Raw genomic sequence first — 15,367 nt, 5'->3', positions numbered from 1 at the left:
CAAAAAAATCGTTATTTCAAAAAAAGTTACACATTTCTTGACGAATGCGTTATGGTCTCGACGGGGATAGGTGTTGAGGCGTCCAACCGCCAACACACCGAGACAAAGGGGGGCACCTGCGCAATTTTGCGCAATCACGCTCCCCACGACTGGAGGAGCATTCATGTCAAAGACCTACCCGGCATCCGATGAATTCATCGCAAACGCCCATGTGAACGCGGCGCAATACGAAGAGATGTACGCCGCATCTGTCGCAGACCCGGACGCATTCTGGGCCGAGCATGGCAAGCGTATCGACTGGATCAAGCCGTTCACCAAGGTGAAGAACACCAATTTCGAGTTCGGCAAGGTCGACATTAAATGGTTCGAGGACGGCACGCTGAACGTGGCCGCCAACTGTGTCGACCGTCATGTCGCCACGCGCGGCGACCAGACCGCGATCATCTGGGAGCCCGATGACCCCAAGACGCCCGCCCGCCACATCACCTATGCAGAGCTGAAAGACGAAGTCAGCCGCATGGCCAACGTCTTCAAGGCGCAGGGCATTGGCAAAGGCGACCGGGTCATCATCTACCTGCCGATGATCCCCGAAGCCGCCTATGCCATGCTCGCCTGCGCGCGCATCGGCGCGGTCCATTCCATCGTTTTCGCAGGCTTCTCGCCCGATGCTCTGGCCAACCGCATCAACGATTGCGGCGCCGTGGCCGTCATCACCGCCGACACCGCCCCGCGTGGTGGCCGCCGCACCGCGCTGAAATCGAACGCCGACAAGGCGCTGTTCGACTGTTCGGACAAGGTGAAGTGCTTTGTCGTCAAACACACCGGCGACCAGACCACATGGGTCGAAGGCCGCGATCTGGACGTGAAGGCCATGATGGCCGACGCCAGCACCGATTGCCCACCCGAAGAGGTTGGCGCGGAAGATCCGCTGTTCATCCTCTACACCTCCGGGTCCACAGGGCGCCCGAAGGGCGTTGTGCATACCTCTGGCGGTTATCTGGTCTATGCCGCGATGACGCAGGAACTGACCTTCGACTATCACGACGGCGACATCTTCTGGTGCACTGCCGATGTGGGCTGGGTCACGGGACACAGCTACATCGTCTACGGCCCGCTGGCCAATGGTGCGACCACCATCATGTTCGAAGGCGTGCCAACCTACCCCGATGCGGGCCGGTTCTGGGAAGTCTGCGCCAAGCACAAGGTCAACCAGTTCTACACCGCCCCCACTGCCATCCGCGCCCTGATGGGCCAAGGGCCGGAATGGGTTGAAAAGCATGACCTGTCATCGCTCAAGCTGCTGGGCTCGGTCGGTGAGCCGATCAACCCCGAAGCCTGGAACTGGTACAACACCCATGTGGGCAAGGGCAAATGCCCCATTGTCGATACGTTCTGGCAGACCGAAACCGGCGGCCACATGGTCACGGCGCTTCCGGGCGCGACCCCTGCAAAGCCCGGCGCGGCGACCAAGCCATTCTTTGGCGTACAACTGGAAGTGCTGGACCCGGCGACCGCCGAGGTGCAGACAGAGACCGCCGCCGAAGGTGTGCTGTGCGTAAAAGATAGCTGGCCTGGGCAGATGCGCACCGTCTGGGGCGACCATGAGCGTTTCATGGAAACCTATTTCAGCCAATATAAAGGCTACTATTTCACCGGCGACGGGTGCCGCCGCGACGCCGATGGCGACTACTGGATCACGGGCCGCGTCGATGACGTGATCAACGTGTCCGGCCACCGCATGGGCACCGCCGAAGTGGAATCCGCCCTTGTCGCGCATGAAACTGTCGCAGAGGCTGCCGTGGTCGGCTACCCGCATGACATCAAGGGGCAAGGCATCTACGCCTATGTCACCCTGATGAACGGGATTGAGCCCACGGATGAGCTGCGCAAGGAGCTGGTCAAATGGGTCCGCACCGAAATCGGCCCCATCGCCAGCCCCGACCTGATCCAATGGGCGCCGGGCCTGCCCAAGACGCGTTCGGGCAAGATCATGCGCCGTATCCTGCGCAAGATCGCTGAAAACGACTATGGCGCGCTGGGTGACACGTCCACGCTGGCCGATCCGTCGGTGGTTGATGACCTGATCGACAACCGCATGAACCGGGCCTGAGGGGATGGACACCATGACAAAGACCACCGTTCTGATCCTGCTTGGCCCGCCGGGCGCGGGCAAAGGCACGCAAGCGCGTATGCTGGAGCAAACATTCGGGCTTGTGCAACTGTCCACCGGCGACCTGCTGCGCGCAGCGGTCGCGGCTGGCACGGATGCGGGCAAACAGGCAAAGGCGGTGATGGATGCGGGCGGGTTGGTCAGCGACGAGATCGTTCTGGCCATCCTGCGCGACCGTATGGGCGACCCGGACTGCGCGAAGGGCGTCATTCTGGACGGCTTTCCACGCACTGCGGGGCAAGCCGAAGCGCTGGATGCGCTTCTGGCAGAGCAGGGCATGACACTTGGGGCCGCCATCTCGCTAGAGGTAGATGACGCCGCCATGGTTGAACGCGTCTCGGGTCGCTACACCTGCGCAGCCTGCGGCGAAGGGTATCATGACAGCTTCAAAACCCCGGCAATTGAAGGGGTGTGCGACGCCTGCGGCGCAACCGACTTCAAGCGCCGTGCCGATGACAACGCCGAAACCGTCGGCGCGCGGCTGAGCGCCTATCATGACCAGACAGCCCCGCTGATTGCCTATTATGACGGCAAGGGCGCGCTGAAACGCGTGGATGCGATGGGAGAGATCGACCGCATCGCAAGCGATCTGGGTGCCATCGTGACCAAGGTCACGGCCTAAAAGTTCCGGGCAACCGGGCTTGGTGCAGCGATGCGCCAACACCTGCGGGACCGGCCCAAGTGTCTGGCCCGCACCCGCCCCGCCACCATAGCGTGCGGGGTCCGGGAGACGAGAGGATGCCTGCCTCATACCGGGGCAGGCGCAGGAGGAAACTGGGAGACGTCACAATGTCAGACAAATCACGGGGCGCCTATTGGTCGGCCAACCTCAGAATTATCAGCATCAGTCTGGTAATCTGGGCGTTGGTGTCCTTTGGGTTCGCCATCATACTACGCCCGCTTCTGTCGGGTATTCCGGTCGGGGGTACTGATCTTGGGTTCTGGTTCGCGCAGCAAGGCTCGATCCTCACCTTCATCGTGCTCATTTTCAATTACACCCGCTACATGAACAAGCTCGACCACGAGTTTGGCGTGGAAGAATAAGGGATATCCGAGCAATGGATCAATTTGTAATCAACCTTATCTTCGTGGGCGCGTCTTTCGCGCTTTACGTCGGTATCGCGATCTGGGCACGTGCCGGATCAACGTCTGACTTCTACGCCGCGGGCCGTGGCGTTAACCCCATCGTCAACGGCGCGGCGACGGCAGCCGACTGGATGTCGGCGGCATCGTTCATCTCGATGGCGGGCCTGATCGCCTTCGTGGGCTATGGCAACTCGACCTTCCTGATGGGCTGGACGGGCGGCTATGTGCTGCTGGCCATGCTGCTGGCGCCTTACCTGCGCAAGTTTGGCCGTTTCACCGTGCCCGACTTCATCGGTGACCGCTACTACAGCCAGACCGCGCGTACGCTTGCCATCATCTCGCTTCTGGTCGCCTCTATCACCTATGTGATCGGTCAGATGACCGGTGCGGGCGTGGCCTTCTCGCGCTTTCTGGAAGTGGACAACACGACCGGCCTGCTGATCGCAGCCGCAGTTGTGTTCGCCTATTCGGTTCTGGGCGGAATGAAGGGCATCACCTACACGCAGCTTGCACAATATTGCGTGCTGATCGTGGCCTACACCATTCCGGCGATCTTCATCTCGCTGCAACTGACCGGCAACCCGCTGCCGCAGCTTGGCCTGTTTGCCACGCATACCGGGTCGGGGCAGCCGCTGCTGCAAACCCTGAACGAAGTTCTGGTCGAGCTGGGCTTCAACGACTACACCGGCAACCACGGATCAACCTTCAACATGGTGCTGTTCACCCTGTCGCTGATGATCGGTACCGCGGGTCTGCCCCACGTCATCATCCGCTTCTTTACCGTTCCGAAAGTGTCGGATGCGCGTAAATCGGCAGGTTGGGCGCTGGTCTTCATCGCGCTGCTTTACACCGTTGCTCCGGCAGTTGGTGCCATGGCACGCCTGAACATCATCACAACCATTTTCCCGAATGGTGTGCAGGAAACGCCGTTGGCCTTTGCTGACAAGCCTGACTGGATGGCAAACTGGGAACAGACCGGTCTGCTGGCGTTCGAAGACAAGAACGGCGACGGGTTCATCCAGTACTATAACGACAGCAACGCGCCTGCATTCGCCGACGAACTGGGCTGGGCCGGCAACGAGATGGTCACTTTCAACCGTGACATTCTTGTGCTTGCAAACCCTGAAATCGCACAGCTTCCGGGCTGGGTGATCGGCCTGATCGCGGCTGGCGGTCTGGCAGCGGCACTGTCCACGGCGGCAGGTCTGTTGCTGGCAATCTCGTCTGCCATCAGCCACGACCTGATCAAGTCCATGCTCAACCCGTCCATCTCGGAAAAGGGTGAGCTGATGGCCGCCCGTATCTCCATGGGCTTTGCCATTGCGCTGGCGACCTATCTGGGCCTGAACCCTCCGGGTTTTGCAGCGCAAACCGTGGCACTTGCTTTCGGTCTGGCAGCAAGCTCGCTGTTCCCGGCGATCATGATGGGCATCTTCTCGAAGAAGATGAACTCGACTGGCGCTGTGGCAGGTATGATCGTGGGTCTCGGCTCGACCGTGCTCTATATCTTCACCTACCTGGGTTGGTTCTTCATCCCCGGCACCAACATGCTGGCCAACACGCCGGACAACTGGATCTTCGGCATCTCGCCGCTGAGCTTCGGTGCAGTTGGCGCGGCCCTGAACTTTACCGCTGCATTCGTCGTCAACAAGATGACGGGCGATGCACCGGCAGAGATCCAGGAGATGGTCGAAGGTATCCGCGTTCCGAAAGGTGCCGGCGGCGCTGTCGCCCACTGATCTGGCGCAAAGACAAACGGCCTGTCCCCGTGCTACGGGGGCAGGCCACCCCAAACCCCGGAAACATGTCATGCCCGATGTCAGCCCCAAGGTTCTGGATTTCCTGCAGTCGGTGCACCCGTATGACAGCTTGCCGCTTGACGAATTGACGCGTGTCGCCAATTCCTTCAGCCGCATCGAATACCCCGCAGGCACCACGATATATACCGAAGGTGAACCCATCGGCGGTGTCTGGCTGGTCAAATCCGGCACGGTCGAAGTGACGGATACGCATGGCGCGCTGGTGTCCATCCTGAACCCTCGCAATTCCTTTGGCGAGCGTGGCTTGCTGCGCGACGGGCGCGCGGCGACGACCGCCACCACCACATCCGACACGGTTCTGCTGCAACTGCCCGGCGGTGAATTGCGCCACCTGATCGCCAATTTCCCGGCGTTCGAGCGGTTCTTCAGCCGTGGTCAGGGCCAGAACAAGCTGGGTCGCCAGAATGATCTGGCCACGCTGAAAGTGGCCGATCTGATGGTGCGCAACCCGCGCAGCGCAACCCCCGAGACCACAGCGCAAGAAGCAGCGCGCCTGCTGCGCGAATACCGCATTTCGTGTGTGCCTGTGGTCGAGGGCGATGCGCTTGTCGGTATTGTCACCACGCGCGACCTGTCGGGCAAGGTGCTCGCCGAAGGACGCAGCCCCGACACGCTACTGTCAGACTTCATGACCCGCGAGCCCATGTCGCTCGACCCGAGCGCCTTGGGGTCCGACATTTTACATATGATGCTGGAGCACCGCATCGGGCATGTTCCCGTCACGCGCGGCGGCAAGCTGGTGGGCATGATCACCCAGACCGACCTGACCCGTTTTCAGGCGATCAGTTCGGCCCAACTGGTGCGCGACGCGGCCAATGCCAAGGATTACGCAGGGCTTGCCGATGTAACCGCCCGCATCCCGCAACTGTTGATGCAGCTGGTCGGCGCGCATAACGCGCATGACGTGGTGACACGGCTGATTACCGATATTGCAGACACCGTCACCCGACGACTGCTGCGCTTGGCCGAGGACGAATTCGGCCCCGCCCCCGTGCCCTATCTGTGGGCCGCCTGCGGCAGCCAGGGACGGCAGGAACAGACCGGCGTCAGCGATCAGGACAACTGCCTGATTATCGACGACAGCGCCACGCCCGATGACATGGCCTATTTCACCAAGCTGGCGCGCTACGTCAGCGACGGGCTGGATGCGGCGGGCTATTTCTATTGCCCCGGCGACATGATGGCCACGAACCCGCGCTGGTGTCAGCCTGTGTCAGTCTGGCGGCGCTATTTCCAAGGCTGGATCAACACCCCCTCGACCGAAGCGCAGATGCTGGCGTCGGTCATGTTCGACTTGCGCCCTATTGGCGGACAGGTCAGCCTGTTCCGCGAGTTGCAGGCCGAAACACTCGAGGCGGCATCGAAAAACTCGATCTTTGTCGCGCATATGGTGTCGAATTCCATCAAGCACGCGCCGCCCTTGGGGTTGTTGCGCGGCTTTGCCACCATCCGTTCGGGCGAGCATAAGAACCATGTCGACATGAAACATGGCGGCGTGGTCCCGATCACCGATCTGGCCCGTGTCTATGCCTTGCGCGGACGCATCCCAGCGGCAAACACGCGCGCGCGCTTGCTGGCGGCGGAAGAGCTTGGGATCATCTCTGTCTCTGGCGCGCGCGACCTGATCGAAGCCTATGACCTGATCGCCGATCTGCGGCTGGAAAATCAGGCCACGCTGGTGCGCATGAACCGCAAACCCGACAATTTTCTTGCGCCCTCGGACCTGTCCGATTTCGAGCGCAGCCACCTGCGCGACGCCTTTGTCGTCGTGCGCACCATGCAATCTGCCGTGGGGCAGCTTGCAGGCACATTGGGCTGAAAGGGCGCAATCCATGTTTCTCGAATTCTTCGCGGTGGTCGTGGCAGGGGTGGCAGGCTTTGGCCTTGCCCTGATCGCGCACCGCCTGACGCTGCGCCGCCTGCCCGACTGGACCGCCCCATTTGGGGCCGCCGCAGCGATGGTGCTGATGGTGATCTATCTGGAATATAGCTGGGCAGGCCGATTTGAAGCCGGTCTGCCAGAGGATGTGACCGTCGTCAGCCGCAACGAACACCGGGTCTGGTACCGGCCATGGACTTTTGCGGTGCCGTTGACCACGCGCATCATCGCGATCGACAACCGCATCCGCCAGACCAATGCGAACATCCCCGACTATGTCATTACAGGGGTAATCCTGAAAGAACGCTGGGCGCTGACCTTCGGCTTCCAGTCTGTGTTTGACTGTGCGGGCGCGCGCCGCGCCGACCTGTCGGATGGCACAACGCTGGACGCGGAGGGCATTCCGCAGGATGTGGATTGGTTCAAGATGGCGCCGGACGACCCGTTTCTAACGACTGCTTGTGGAGGAGGAGGAGAGGAAAATGGAGGATCAAGCGCGCAGGGCTGAGATATTGGTGATCGAGGATGAGGACAATATCGCTATTGCCCTCGATTACCTGCTGACCCGCGAAGGGTATGCCCAGACCCGCCTTGCCACCGGCGCGGGCGCGGTGGACATGATCTGCACCCGCAAGCCCGATCTGGTGTTGCTGGATGTCATGCTGCCCGAAGTGTCGGGCTATGAGATATGCCAAAGCGTGCGCGCGCGGGCGGAATGCGACGGGGTGCGCATTCTGATGATGACGGCGCGCGGTTCTGCGATGGAACGCCGCAAGGGGCTGGCGATGGGCGCGGACGGGTTCATATCGAAGCCGTTCGAGCTGAAAACACTGCGCGAGGAGGTGCGGCGCATGCTGTCTGTCGACCGCGCATCCTTGGCAGAGCGCGCGCCCGAGGGCGCACACAATGCTTGACCGTCTGTCGCTTCGTATCCGTGTTCTGCTGTTTTTCCTGCTGATCGCATTGGGCGGCATTGCGGCTATCGTCGCTGGCGGTTGGCTGACGCTATCGCGCAGCCCGCAGCCCGGACTGGACGGGCCGCTATTGCAGGCCGGTCTGATCGCAGGCTTTCTGATCGTGTTCATAACAACGGGCATCTGGTATCTGTTCGATGCGAATGTTGCCCGTGCGATCGACGGTCTGTCGACCGCCATACGCAGCCGCGCCCATGCCGATGTGACAGGGGGGCTGACCCGCGAAGCGGCGCAGGCGCGGTATCTGGGCGATCTCGCGCCGGCGGCAGAAGCGATTTCGGCATCCTTGGCGCAGACGCGCTCGGCCTTGGCCGAATCCGTCGCGCGCGAGACCGCCCGCCTTTCGGCTGAAAAGTCCCGTCTGGAAAAGCTGCTTTCGGATGTTCCGGTCGCGGTGCTGCTGTGCAATGCCGATTTCCAACTGGCGTTCTACAACGGGCAGGCCGTGACCATTCTGGAAGCGGGCGCCGCCCCCGGTCTGGACCGCAACCTGCTGGACTATCTGCGCGAAGGGCCGGTGCGCCATGCCTATGATCGGCTGGCAAACATGAACGACCCCGATGCGGTGTCGGACCTGATGTGCGCCACCACCGCCAGCGGGCGGCTTTTATCAGGGCGCATGCGGGTGCTGCGCCGGACCGACAACACCCGCCGCCCCGGCTTTGTGCTGACCCTGCGCGATGTGACCGCCGATCTGTCTGCCCATGCTGCGCGCGAGGCGCTTTTGACAGAGGTCTTCGACCGTGTGCGCCGCCCTGCGGCCAATCTGCAAACCGTCATCGGCGTGCTGTCGGACAGCCCCGAGCTTGCACAGCAAGGCGACCTGACACAGGCCATGCAGACAGAAGTGCGCGTGCTGACCAGTGCCATCACCCAACTCAGCGCCCGCCATGACGCCACGCGGGGCGAGTGGATGCCGCAAACGCGGACCCGCTCGCGCGACCTGCTCGACGGGATACAGGCGCAATTCGCGGCTCAGGATCTGGCTCTGACCACCGAAGGGCCGGAACTGATTTTGACCTGCGACGGGTTCGAGTTGGCACTGTTCTTCCGCTGGCTGGGCACCAAACTGGCCGAAACCGGTCGCGCCAACAGCTTCCGACTGGTTCTGAGCGAAGAGGATGGCCCCGGTGCGATCCTTGATCTGGACTGGCTGGGCGCACCGCTGCCGGTGGGCGAATTCGACGGCTGGCTGACCGAGAGCATAGACCCAGAATTGCCCGATGTGACCGCGCGCTCTGTGCTGATGGCGCATCTGACCGAAGCCTGGACCGAAACCCGCCCCGACGGGCGCGCCACGGTGCGCCTGCCGATCCCGCAAGCCCGCCGCGCGACGCGTCGCCCCCCGCCGATAGAGCGCGAAGTGGTCTATGATTTCGAATTGCTGTCGAAAGAGCGCAACGCAGGCGTGCTGGAAAGCCGGTTGCAAGACCTGACCTATGTGGTCTTCGACACGGAAACCACGGGGCTGACCCCGTCAGCCGATGAAATCGTTCAAATCGCCGCCGTGCGGGTGGTCAATGGCCGCCGTGTGCGGCGCGAGGTGTTCGACACGCTGGTCGATCCGGGCAGGCCGATTCCGAAAAGCTCTACCGATGTGCACGGCATTACCGAAGACATGGTCAAGGGCGCGCCGTCGATGGTCGAGGCCGGAAAAAGCTTTCACGAATTCGCCCGTGGCGCGGTGCTGATCGCGCATAATGCGCCGTTCGACATGGAATTTCTGCGCCGCTACGAAAAGGCGATCGGCGTGCAGTTCGACAACCCGGTGCTGGACACGGTGCTGTTGTCGGCCGTGGTCTATGGCCAGTTGGAACAACATTCGCTGGATGCACTGACCGCACGGCTGGGCATTACCATCCCCGAAGAGGCGCGCCACACCGCCATTGGCGATACGGTGGCAACGGCAGACGCGTTCCTGAAGCTGTTGCCGATGTTGCAGGCACAAGGGCTGGAAACCTTCGGCGCGGTGTTGGCAGAGGTGCGCAGGCATGGGCGACTTTTGAAGGATCTGAACACGCAGATGTAAGGGCACAAGAGGTTATGAAAAAGGGCACCCAGATGGGCGCCCTTTCGCATGTAGTATCCGAAGTTCTCAGAGCTTCTCGGTCAGTTCCGGCACCAGCGTGAACAGGTCGCCCACCAGCCCGTAATCGGCAACTTGGAAGATCGGCGCTTCCTCGTCCTTGTTGATGGCGACGATGACTTTGCTGTCCTTCATCCCGGCCAAGTGCTGGATTGCGCCGGAAATACCCACCGCGATATACAGGTCGGGTGCCACGACCTTGCCGGTCTGGCCCACCTGCCAGTCGTTCGGCGCATAGCCCGAATCGACTGCTGCGCGCGACGCACCGACGGCAGCACCCAGTTTGTCGGCCAGCCCTTCGATGATCTTGAAATCATCCTCGGACCCGACACCGCGCCCGCCCGACACAACGACCTTTGCGCTGGTCAGTTCGGGGCGGTCGGATTCGGCGACCTTGTCCTCGACCCATTCCGACAGGCCAGGGTTCTCGGCAGCGGAAATGGTTTCCACCGGGGCGGAACCGCCCTGCCCTGCCGCCTCGAATGTCGAGGTGCGGATGGTCATGACCTTGGTCGCATCCGCCGATTTCACGGTCTGGATGGCGTTACCCGCGTAGATCGGGCGCTCAAACGTGTCGGCATCGACCACTGCGGTCACATCCGACAGCACCATTACATCCAGCAGTGCCGCGACGCGGGGCAGGATGTTCTTGGCGTCTGTGGTCGAGGGGGCCACGATATGGCTGTATTCGCCAGCCAGCGACACGATCAGCGCCGCGGTCGGTTCGGCCAGACGGTGGCCAAGGCTGGCATCCTCTGCAACCAGCACTTTTGACACACCGTCAATCGTTGCCGCCTGTGCAGCGCCATCGGCTGCCTGCGCACCGGCGCATAGCACCGTCACATCGCCCAGTTGCTTTGCCGCGGTTGCTGCCTTGGACGTCGCATCCATATTCAGCGCGCCATCGGTGATTTCGGCCAGAAGAAGAACCGCCATCAGATTACCCCCGCTTCATCCTTGAGTTTCGCCATCAGCTCATCGACAGAGCCGACCTTCACACCAGCAGCCCGCGCTGCGGGTTCCGATGTCTTGACCACGCTCAGGCGCGGGCTGACATCGACGCCGTAATCGGCGGGCGTCTTTTCATCCAAAGGCTTTTTCTTGGCCTTCATGATGTTGGGCAGCGACGCGTAGCGCGGCTCATTCAGGCGCAGATCGACGCTGATGATCGCGGGCAGCTTGACCTTGATGGTCTGCAAGCCGCCATCCACTTCGCGTGTGACGGTGGCATGATCGCCATCCACGGCCACATCGGATGCGAATGTCGCCTGCGCCCAGCCGGTGAGCGCACCCAGCATCTGGCCGGTGGCGTTCATGTCATTGTCGATCGCCTGCTTGCCGCACAGAACCATGCCCGGCTCTTCGGCGTCGATCACGCCCTTGAGCAGTTTGGCCACGGCCAGCGGTTCGATATCGGTGTGCACATCATCAGCGGCCACGATCAGGATGGCGCGGTCTGCCCCCATGGCCAGAGCCGTGCGCAGGGTTTCCTGCGCCTGTTTTACGCCGATGGACACGGCTACGACTTCGGTGACAACGCCTTTCTCCTTCAGACGAATCGCCTCTTCGACGGCAATTTCGTCGAACGGGTTCATCGACATCTTCACATTGGCCAGATCGACACCGCTGCCATCCGCTTTCACACGGACCTTCACGTTATAGTCGATCACGCGCTTGACAGGCACAAGAACCTTCATAAGCGTATCTCTCCCTCATGTAATACTGCGACAGGTTTAGCGGCATGATGCGGCAAGACATAGTGTAAAATCGACGCATCCCCAGCCGCCGACGCCACGTCGCGCATTCACGCCCAATCGGGATAGCGTTTTTCAAGGAACGCGGTTATGCCGTCATCCGTGTCGCGCAGCAGCTTATTGGCGTCCATGACCTGCCCTATATGGGCATATGCGGTCGCCAGATTTATCTGTGCTTGCTCATAAAACGCCCGTTTGCCACTACGCTCGGCAGCACTCAGTTTTGCGGCGGCACTCTGGGCAAGGAAGCGGGTGTTGGCCTGCAAACTTTCGGCGGGCACCGCGCGGTTGGCTAAGCTTAGCTCGACCGCGCGCGCTGCGTCAATGAACTGCCCCGTGCTCAATAACTCAAACGCCGCTTTGCGCGTGATATTGGCGCCGTTTACGCCAAAGCGCGTGCCATCGGCGGCAACAGCTATGTCGCAACTGGCACCCTGCGGCGGTGGCGATGGCGTGGACCTCGGCAATCACCGGCTGCGGCGAGGACGGGATAAGCTGCATCAGCGCGCCGCAGCGGGCGAACAGGTCGTTGAAATAGGCCGCGCCCCCGTCTGGCGCGGCGTGTCCGGTCTGCATTTCTTTCAAATCGTGACCCGCGCGGAACGCCTTGCCTGCACCGGTAAGGATAGTGACGCGCACATCTTGGTCATCGCGCAAGGCCGTCAGCGGAGCGGTCAGCATCGCATCCGACAGCGCGTTCAGCTTGGCGGGGCGGTTCATCACCAGCCGGGCGATCCCGTCCGTCACGTCACATATCAGGATTTCATCTTCCATTCCGCCCCCCTTTGGTTTGTAACTTCGGTTTGCACAGCGCGGTTCACCCGCAAAGGAGATGCGATGGAAATGGACCGCGACGCGCTGAACGCGTTTCTGGACCGCGATTTTGCCGAAGTCGCGCATATGTTCCGGGTCGAGACGGCGCAGGACAATGCGCTGACCCTGCGCCTGCTGCCCAGCCCCGCCCATTTGCGCCCCGGTGGCACGGTGTCGGGGCCGACCCTGTTCGCGCTGGCGGATGTGGCGATCTACCTGACGATCCTGAGCATGATCGGCCCCAAGGCGCTGACCGTGACCACCAATGCGGGCATGGATTTCATGCGCAAACCGGCGGCGGGCGTGGACCTGCTATGCGAAACGCGGCTGTTGAAACTGGGGCGGGTTCTGGCTGTGGGCGATGCGCTGATCTTTGCCGAGGGGGATGCGCGCCCGGTGGCACGCGCGTCGATGACCTATTCCATTCCGCCGGAGGGGTGATGGACTTAGCCCCACAGATGATGCATCGTTTTAGGATTAAGCTTTCAGACATGAGCCAAAACCGTTCAAAGCTGCTTGGTTTAGAACTTGGTTTGTTGCCGTATCAAGGAGGGCGTTTGCGTTGTCAGAGCTGAAAAATCCCAAGTTCAGCTCAACAGCAGAATATTCGATGGTCCAGTAAGGCCTACAGTTTCTAGAGAGCCTTTCACCAAGCCGTCTGCCTTCGCTTTTTAGTTGGAACGTGTTGAGATCGCCTACCCCGATGAGCAGCCATTTACTAGCACGATCTGGACCGACTTTTTTAACCATAGCCAAACCGTTGTCGCCAGCTTCGTGTGTATAGATTGTGGATTCGTAGGGTTCTGATATAAAGGGGTCCATCATGAAAATTGCTGACGCTAGAAAGGGTCAAATTGGACGCTTCAGAGAAGCCACCCGCTATTGGGAAACAAACGACGGCGAAGCTAAGCTCGAAAAAACTTCGCAATCTAGTGGAGACTAAATTGAACGACAAGAGCAAGACATGCGACGACTGATGGTCTGCGTATTGTGTGCTGTTGTTTATGCTCCTGTATCGGCGCAAGTTGCAGAACAGAGCAAGTGCTGGATAGGCAGTCTTAGCTTCTCTCCGGGTGCCATAGCTCATACGGGAGGGCGGACTGCGGTCTGCTCCACGGATTTCACATGGGAACCCACAGAAGGCAGAGCGTCTGGGTGCATCGCTGCTGATGAATTTTACAGTGTCGGGGCGATCGAAAATGGGCCACGCTCGGATAGCATTAAGATGGAGTGCAAAGACAGTGGAACGTGGGAGCGCCTATCTGAGTAACGAGTTTGTCAAATAGGGAGCCCCTTTTTCGTCAGCTTTTTCAATGATATAAGCAAGATTCCAAAAACTCCTTTTTTTAGCATTTTTTCCGAACTATAAATCTGCGTGCATAAGTGTGCTACCCGCCCAAGGCCCCATCGACATTGCGCACCGTGATCAAGCTTATCCGTGTGTTCGATTCGACAGTGACACCCGCGATATGGGGGGTGGCGATCAGGTTGGGCGCGCCTGCAAGCGGGCTGCCCGCGCCCAAGGGCTCAGACGCGAACACATCCATTGCCGCCCCGCCCAGATGGCCCGCGCGAAGGGCGTCCGCCAAAGCGCTTTCATCCACGATCTGCCCGCGCGCGGTGTTGATCAGGACAGCCCCCGGTTTCATTGCTGCCAGCCGGTCCGCCCCGAACAGCCCGCGCGTGGTGTCGGTCAGCGGCACATGCAGGCTGAGCGCATCGGCATGGCCAACCAGTGCATCCAGATCGTCGAACCGGGCGGCACCGTCCCAAGCCGAGGCATCGGCGGGCAAAAACGGGTCATAGGCCGCGACCGACATGCCAAGGGCGCGCGCGCGCTCTGCCGTGGCCTGCGCAATCGCGCCAAAGCCCACAAGGCCCAAGGTCGCGCCCGCCACCTCCAGCCCCATCATGCGCTGGCGCGGCCATGCGCCCGACAGCACGTCGGCGCTGCCCAGCCACGCGCCCCGGCGCAACACCATGACGGCCGTGATGACATATTCCGCGACAGAGGTGACATTGCCGCCGGTGGCCGGAAACACGGCAACCCCGCGTGCCTTGGCGGTTTCAGTGTCGATATTGTCCAGCCCCACGCCCAAGCGCCCGATGGCGCGCAGGCCGGGGGCGGCATCCATCAGCGCCGCATCGACCTGCGTCCGGTTGCGCACGATCAGCGCGCTGGCCTCGGCACAGGCCGCGCGCAAGGCGGCGGGATCGTCGATCAGCGTCGGGTCATAGGTCACGTCATGACGCGCACGCAGCCAGTCGATTGCGGGTTCGTCCATGAATTCGGAGATGACGACACGAGCCATTCAGGGTCTTTCCTTGGTTATCACAGCAATGGTGCGCGGAAGGGGCGAATGCCCAGAACTTCGGTAAACACCCAGAAAAAGCCGCCAACGACAACAAGCGCAACGGCCAGCGCGATCAGGTAGTCGCGCGGCGCAAGCGGACCGGCGCGCCGTTTCATGACCAGCGCCAGCGCCGCGAAGAGCGGCACAGAGGTCGTGACAAAGCCGACATATTTGATCCCGATCCACCAGAGCGCCATGACGGCGATCCCGAACAGCACCGATCCTGTGCCCTCAAGCGACAGCGTGGTGGGCTCGCCCGCGATCAGCCCGCGCAGAATCAGAACGGCCGATAGCACGCCAAGAATTGCCAGCACCGTGTTGGGGAAAACCGCGCTGAGGAACCCGACATTGCCCCGGTTGAAGTAGAAGATCGCGGCCAAGGCCATGCCGAACAATCCGCCCAGCAATTCGGTATTCAGTCGTACGCGCAT

14 protein-coding genes and 1 pseudogene are annotated in these 15,367 nt (G+C 61.3%); 9 read left to right on the top strand and 6 right to left on the bottom strand.

The window, feature by feature from the left end; genetic code table 11:
* Window positions 1-163: 163 nt before the first annotated feature.
* The 8 genes from acs to ROE7235_RS01080 all read left to right on the top strand — a co-directional run bounded on the left by acs (window position 164) and on the right by ROE7235_RS01080 (window position 9,958).
* A complete protein-coding gene (acs, locus tag ROE7235_RS01115) occupies window positions 164-2,110 on the top strand; it encodes an acetate--CoA ligase (RefSeq protein ID WP_121092822.1) in 1,947 nt (648 codons plus the stop codon).
* Window positions 2,111-2,114: 4 nt separating this feature from the next.
* The gene (locus tag ROE7235_RS01110) at window positions 2,115-2,792 is read left to right on the top strand and encodes an adenylate kinase (protein WP_121092821.1); all 678 of its coding nucleotides are present in this window, start codon (window positions 2,115-2,117) and stop codon (window positions 2,790-2,792) included.
* 167 nt (window positions 2,793-2,959) lie between these two features.
* Window positions 2,960-3,214 carry a DUF4212 domain-containing protein gene (locus tag ROE7235_RS01105; protein ID WP_121092960.1) on the top strand — a complete coding sequence of 85 codons (255 nt, stop codon included), beginning with the start codon at window positions 2,960-2,962 and terminating at the stop codon, window positions 3,212-3,214.
* 14 nt (window positions 3,215-3,228) lie between these two features.
* Window positions 3,229-4,995, top strand: a complete 1,767-nt coding sequence (locus ROE7235_RS01100; RefSeq protein WP_121092820.1) for a sodium:solute symporter family protein — start codon at window positions 3,229-3,231, stop codon at window positions 4,993-4,995.
* 70 nt (window positions 4,996-5,065) lie between these two features.
* The gene (locus ROE7235_RS01095; protein ID WP_121092819.1) at window positions 5,066-6,895 is read left to right on the top strand and encodes a DUF294 nucleotidyltransferase-like domain-containing protein; all 1,830 of its coding nucleotides are present in this window, start codon (window positions 5,066-5,068) and stop codon (window positions 6,893-6,895) included.
* A gap of 13 nt (window positions 6,896-6,908) precedes the next feature.
* A complete protein-coding gene (locus ROE7235_RS01090; protein WP_121092818.1) occupies window positions 6,909-7,463 on the top strand; it encodes a hypothetical protein in 555 nt (184 codons plus the stop codon).
* A complete protein-coding gene (locus ROE7235_RS01085; RefSeq protein ID WP_121092817.1) occupies window positions 7,438-7,869 on the top strand; it encodes a response regulator transcription factor in 432 nt (143 codons plus the stop codon). Before ROE7235_RS01090 ends, ROE7235_RS01085 begins: the two co-directional genes overlap by 26 nt.
* Entirely contained in the window at window positions 7,862-9,958 is a 2,097-nt protein-coding gene (locus ROE7235_RS01080) for a 3'-5' exonuclease (RefSeq protein ID WP_121092816.1), read from the top strand. Before ROE7235_RS01085 ends, ROE7235_RS01080 begins: the two co-directional genes overlap by 8 nt.
* Before the next feature lie 66 nt (window positions 9,959-10,024).
* Here ROE7235_RS01080 and ROE7235_RS01075 read toward each other — a convergent pair whose 3' ends face one another.
* The 3 genes and pseudogenes from ROE7235_RS01075 to ROE7235_RS01065 all read right to left on the bottom strand — a co-directional run bounded on the left by ROE7235_RS01075 (window position 10,025) and on the right by ROE7235_RS01065 (window position 12,543).
* Window positions 10,025-10,951 (bottom strand): electron transfer flavoprotein subunit alpha/FixB family protein, encoded by a 927-nt coding sequence (locus ROE7235_RS01075; protein WP_121092815.1) that lies wholly within the window; start codon window positions 10,949-10,951, stop codon window positions 10,025-10,027.
* A complete protein-coding gene (locus tag ROE7235_RS01070; RefSeq protein WP_121092814.1) occupies window positions 10,951-11,712 on the bottom strand; it encodes an electron transfer flavoprotein subunit beta/FixA family protein in 762 nt (253 codons plus the stop codon). Before ROE7235_RS01070 ends, ROE7235_RS01075 begins: the two co-directional genes overlap by 1 nt.
* A gap of 107 nt (window positions 11,713-11,819) precedes the next feature.
* A pseudogene (locus tag ROE7235_RS01065) lies at window positions 11,820-12,543 on the bottom strand (enoyl-CoA hydratase-related protein).
* A gap of 63 nt (window positions 12,544-12,606) precedes the next feature.
* Between ROE7235_RS01065 and ROE7235_RS01060 the strand changes: the two are divergent.
* Entirely contained in the window at window positions 12,607-13,023 is a 417-nt protein-coding gene (locus ROE7235_RS01060) for a PaaI family thioesterase (protein WP_121092813.1), read from the top strand.
* Between the two features lie 36 nt (window positions 13,024-13,059).
* Here the strand turns inward: ROE7235_RS01060 and ROE7235_RS19830 are convergent, their stop codons facing one another.
* The 3 genes from ROE7235_RS19830 to ROE7235_RS01050 all read right to left on the bottom strand — a co-directional run bounded on the left by ROE7235_RS19830 (window position 13,060) and on the right by ROE7235_RS01050 (window position 15,367).
* Window positions 13,060-13,407, bottom strand: coding sequence for a hypothetical protein (locus ROE7235_RS19830; RefSeq protein WP_147434147.1), 348 nt, complete (start codon window positions 13,405-13,407; stop codon window positions 13,060-13,062).
* Between the two features lie 563 nt (window positions 13,408-13,970).
* Window positions 13,971-14,894, bottom strand: coding sequence for a hydroxyacid dehydrogenase (locus tag ROE7235_RS01055; RefSeq protein WP_121092812.1), 924 nt, complete (start codon window positions 14,892-14,894; stop codon window positions 13,971-13,973).
* 20 nt (window positions 14,895-14,914) lie between these two features.
* Window positions 14,915-15,367 carry a tripartite tricarboxylate transporter TctB family protein gene (locus ROE7235_RS01050; protein WP_121092811.1) on the bottom strand — a complete coding sequence of 151 codons (453 nt, stop codon included), beginning with the start codon at window positions 15,365-15,367 and terminating at the stop codon, window positions 14,915-14,917.

The sequence above is a fragment of the Roseinatronobacter ekhonensis genome (assembly GCF_900499075.1).
Classification (GTDB): domain Bacteria; phylum Pseudomonadota; class Alphaproteobacteria; order Rhodobacterales; family Rhodobacteraceae; genus Roseinatronobacter; species Roseinatronobacter ekhonensis.
The sequence above is the reverse complement of the archived record's forward strand: the minus strand, read 5'-3'. Positions and strand labels throughout refer to the sequence as shown.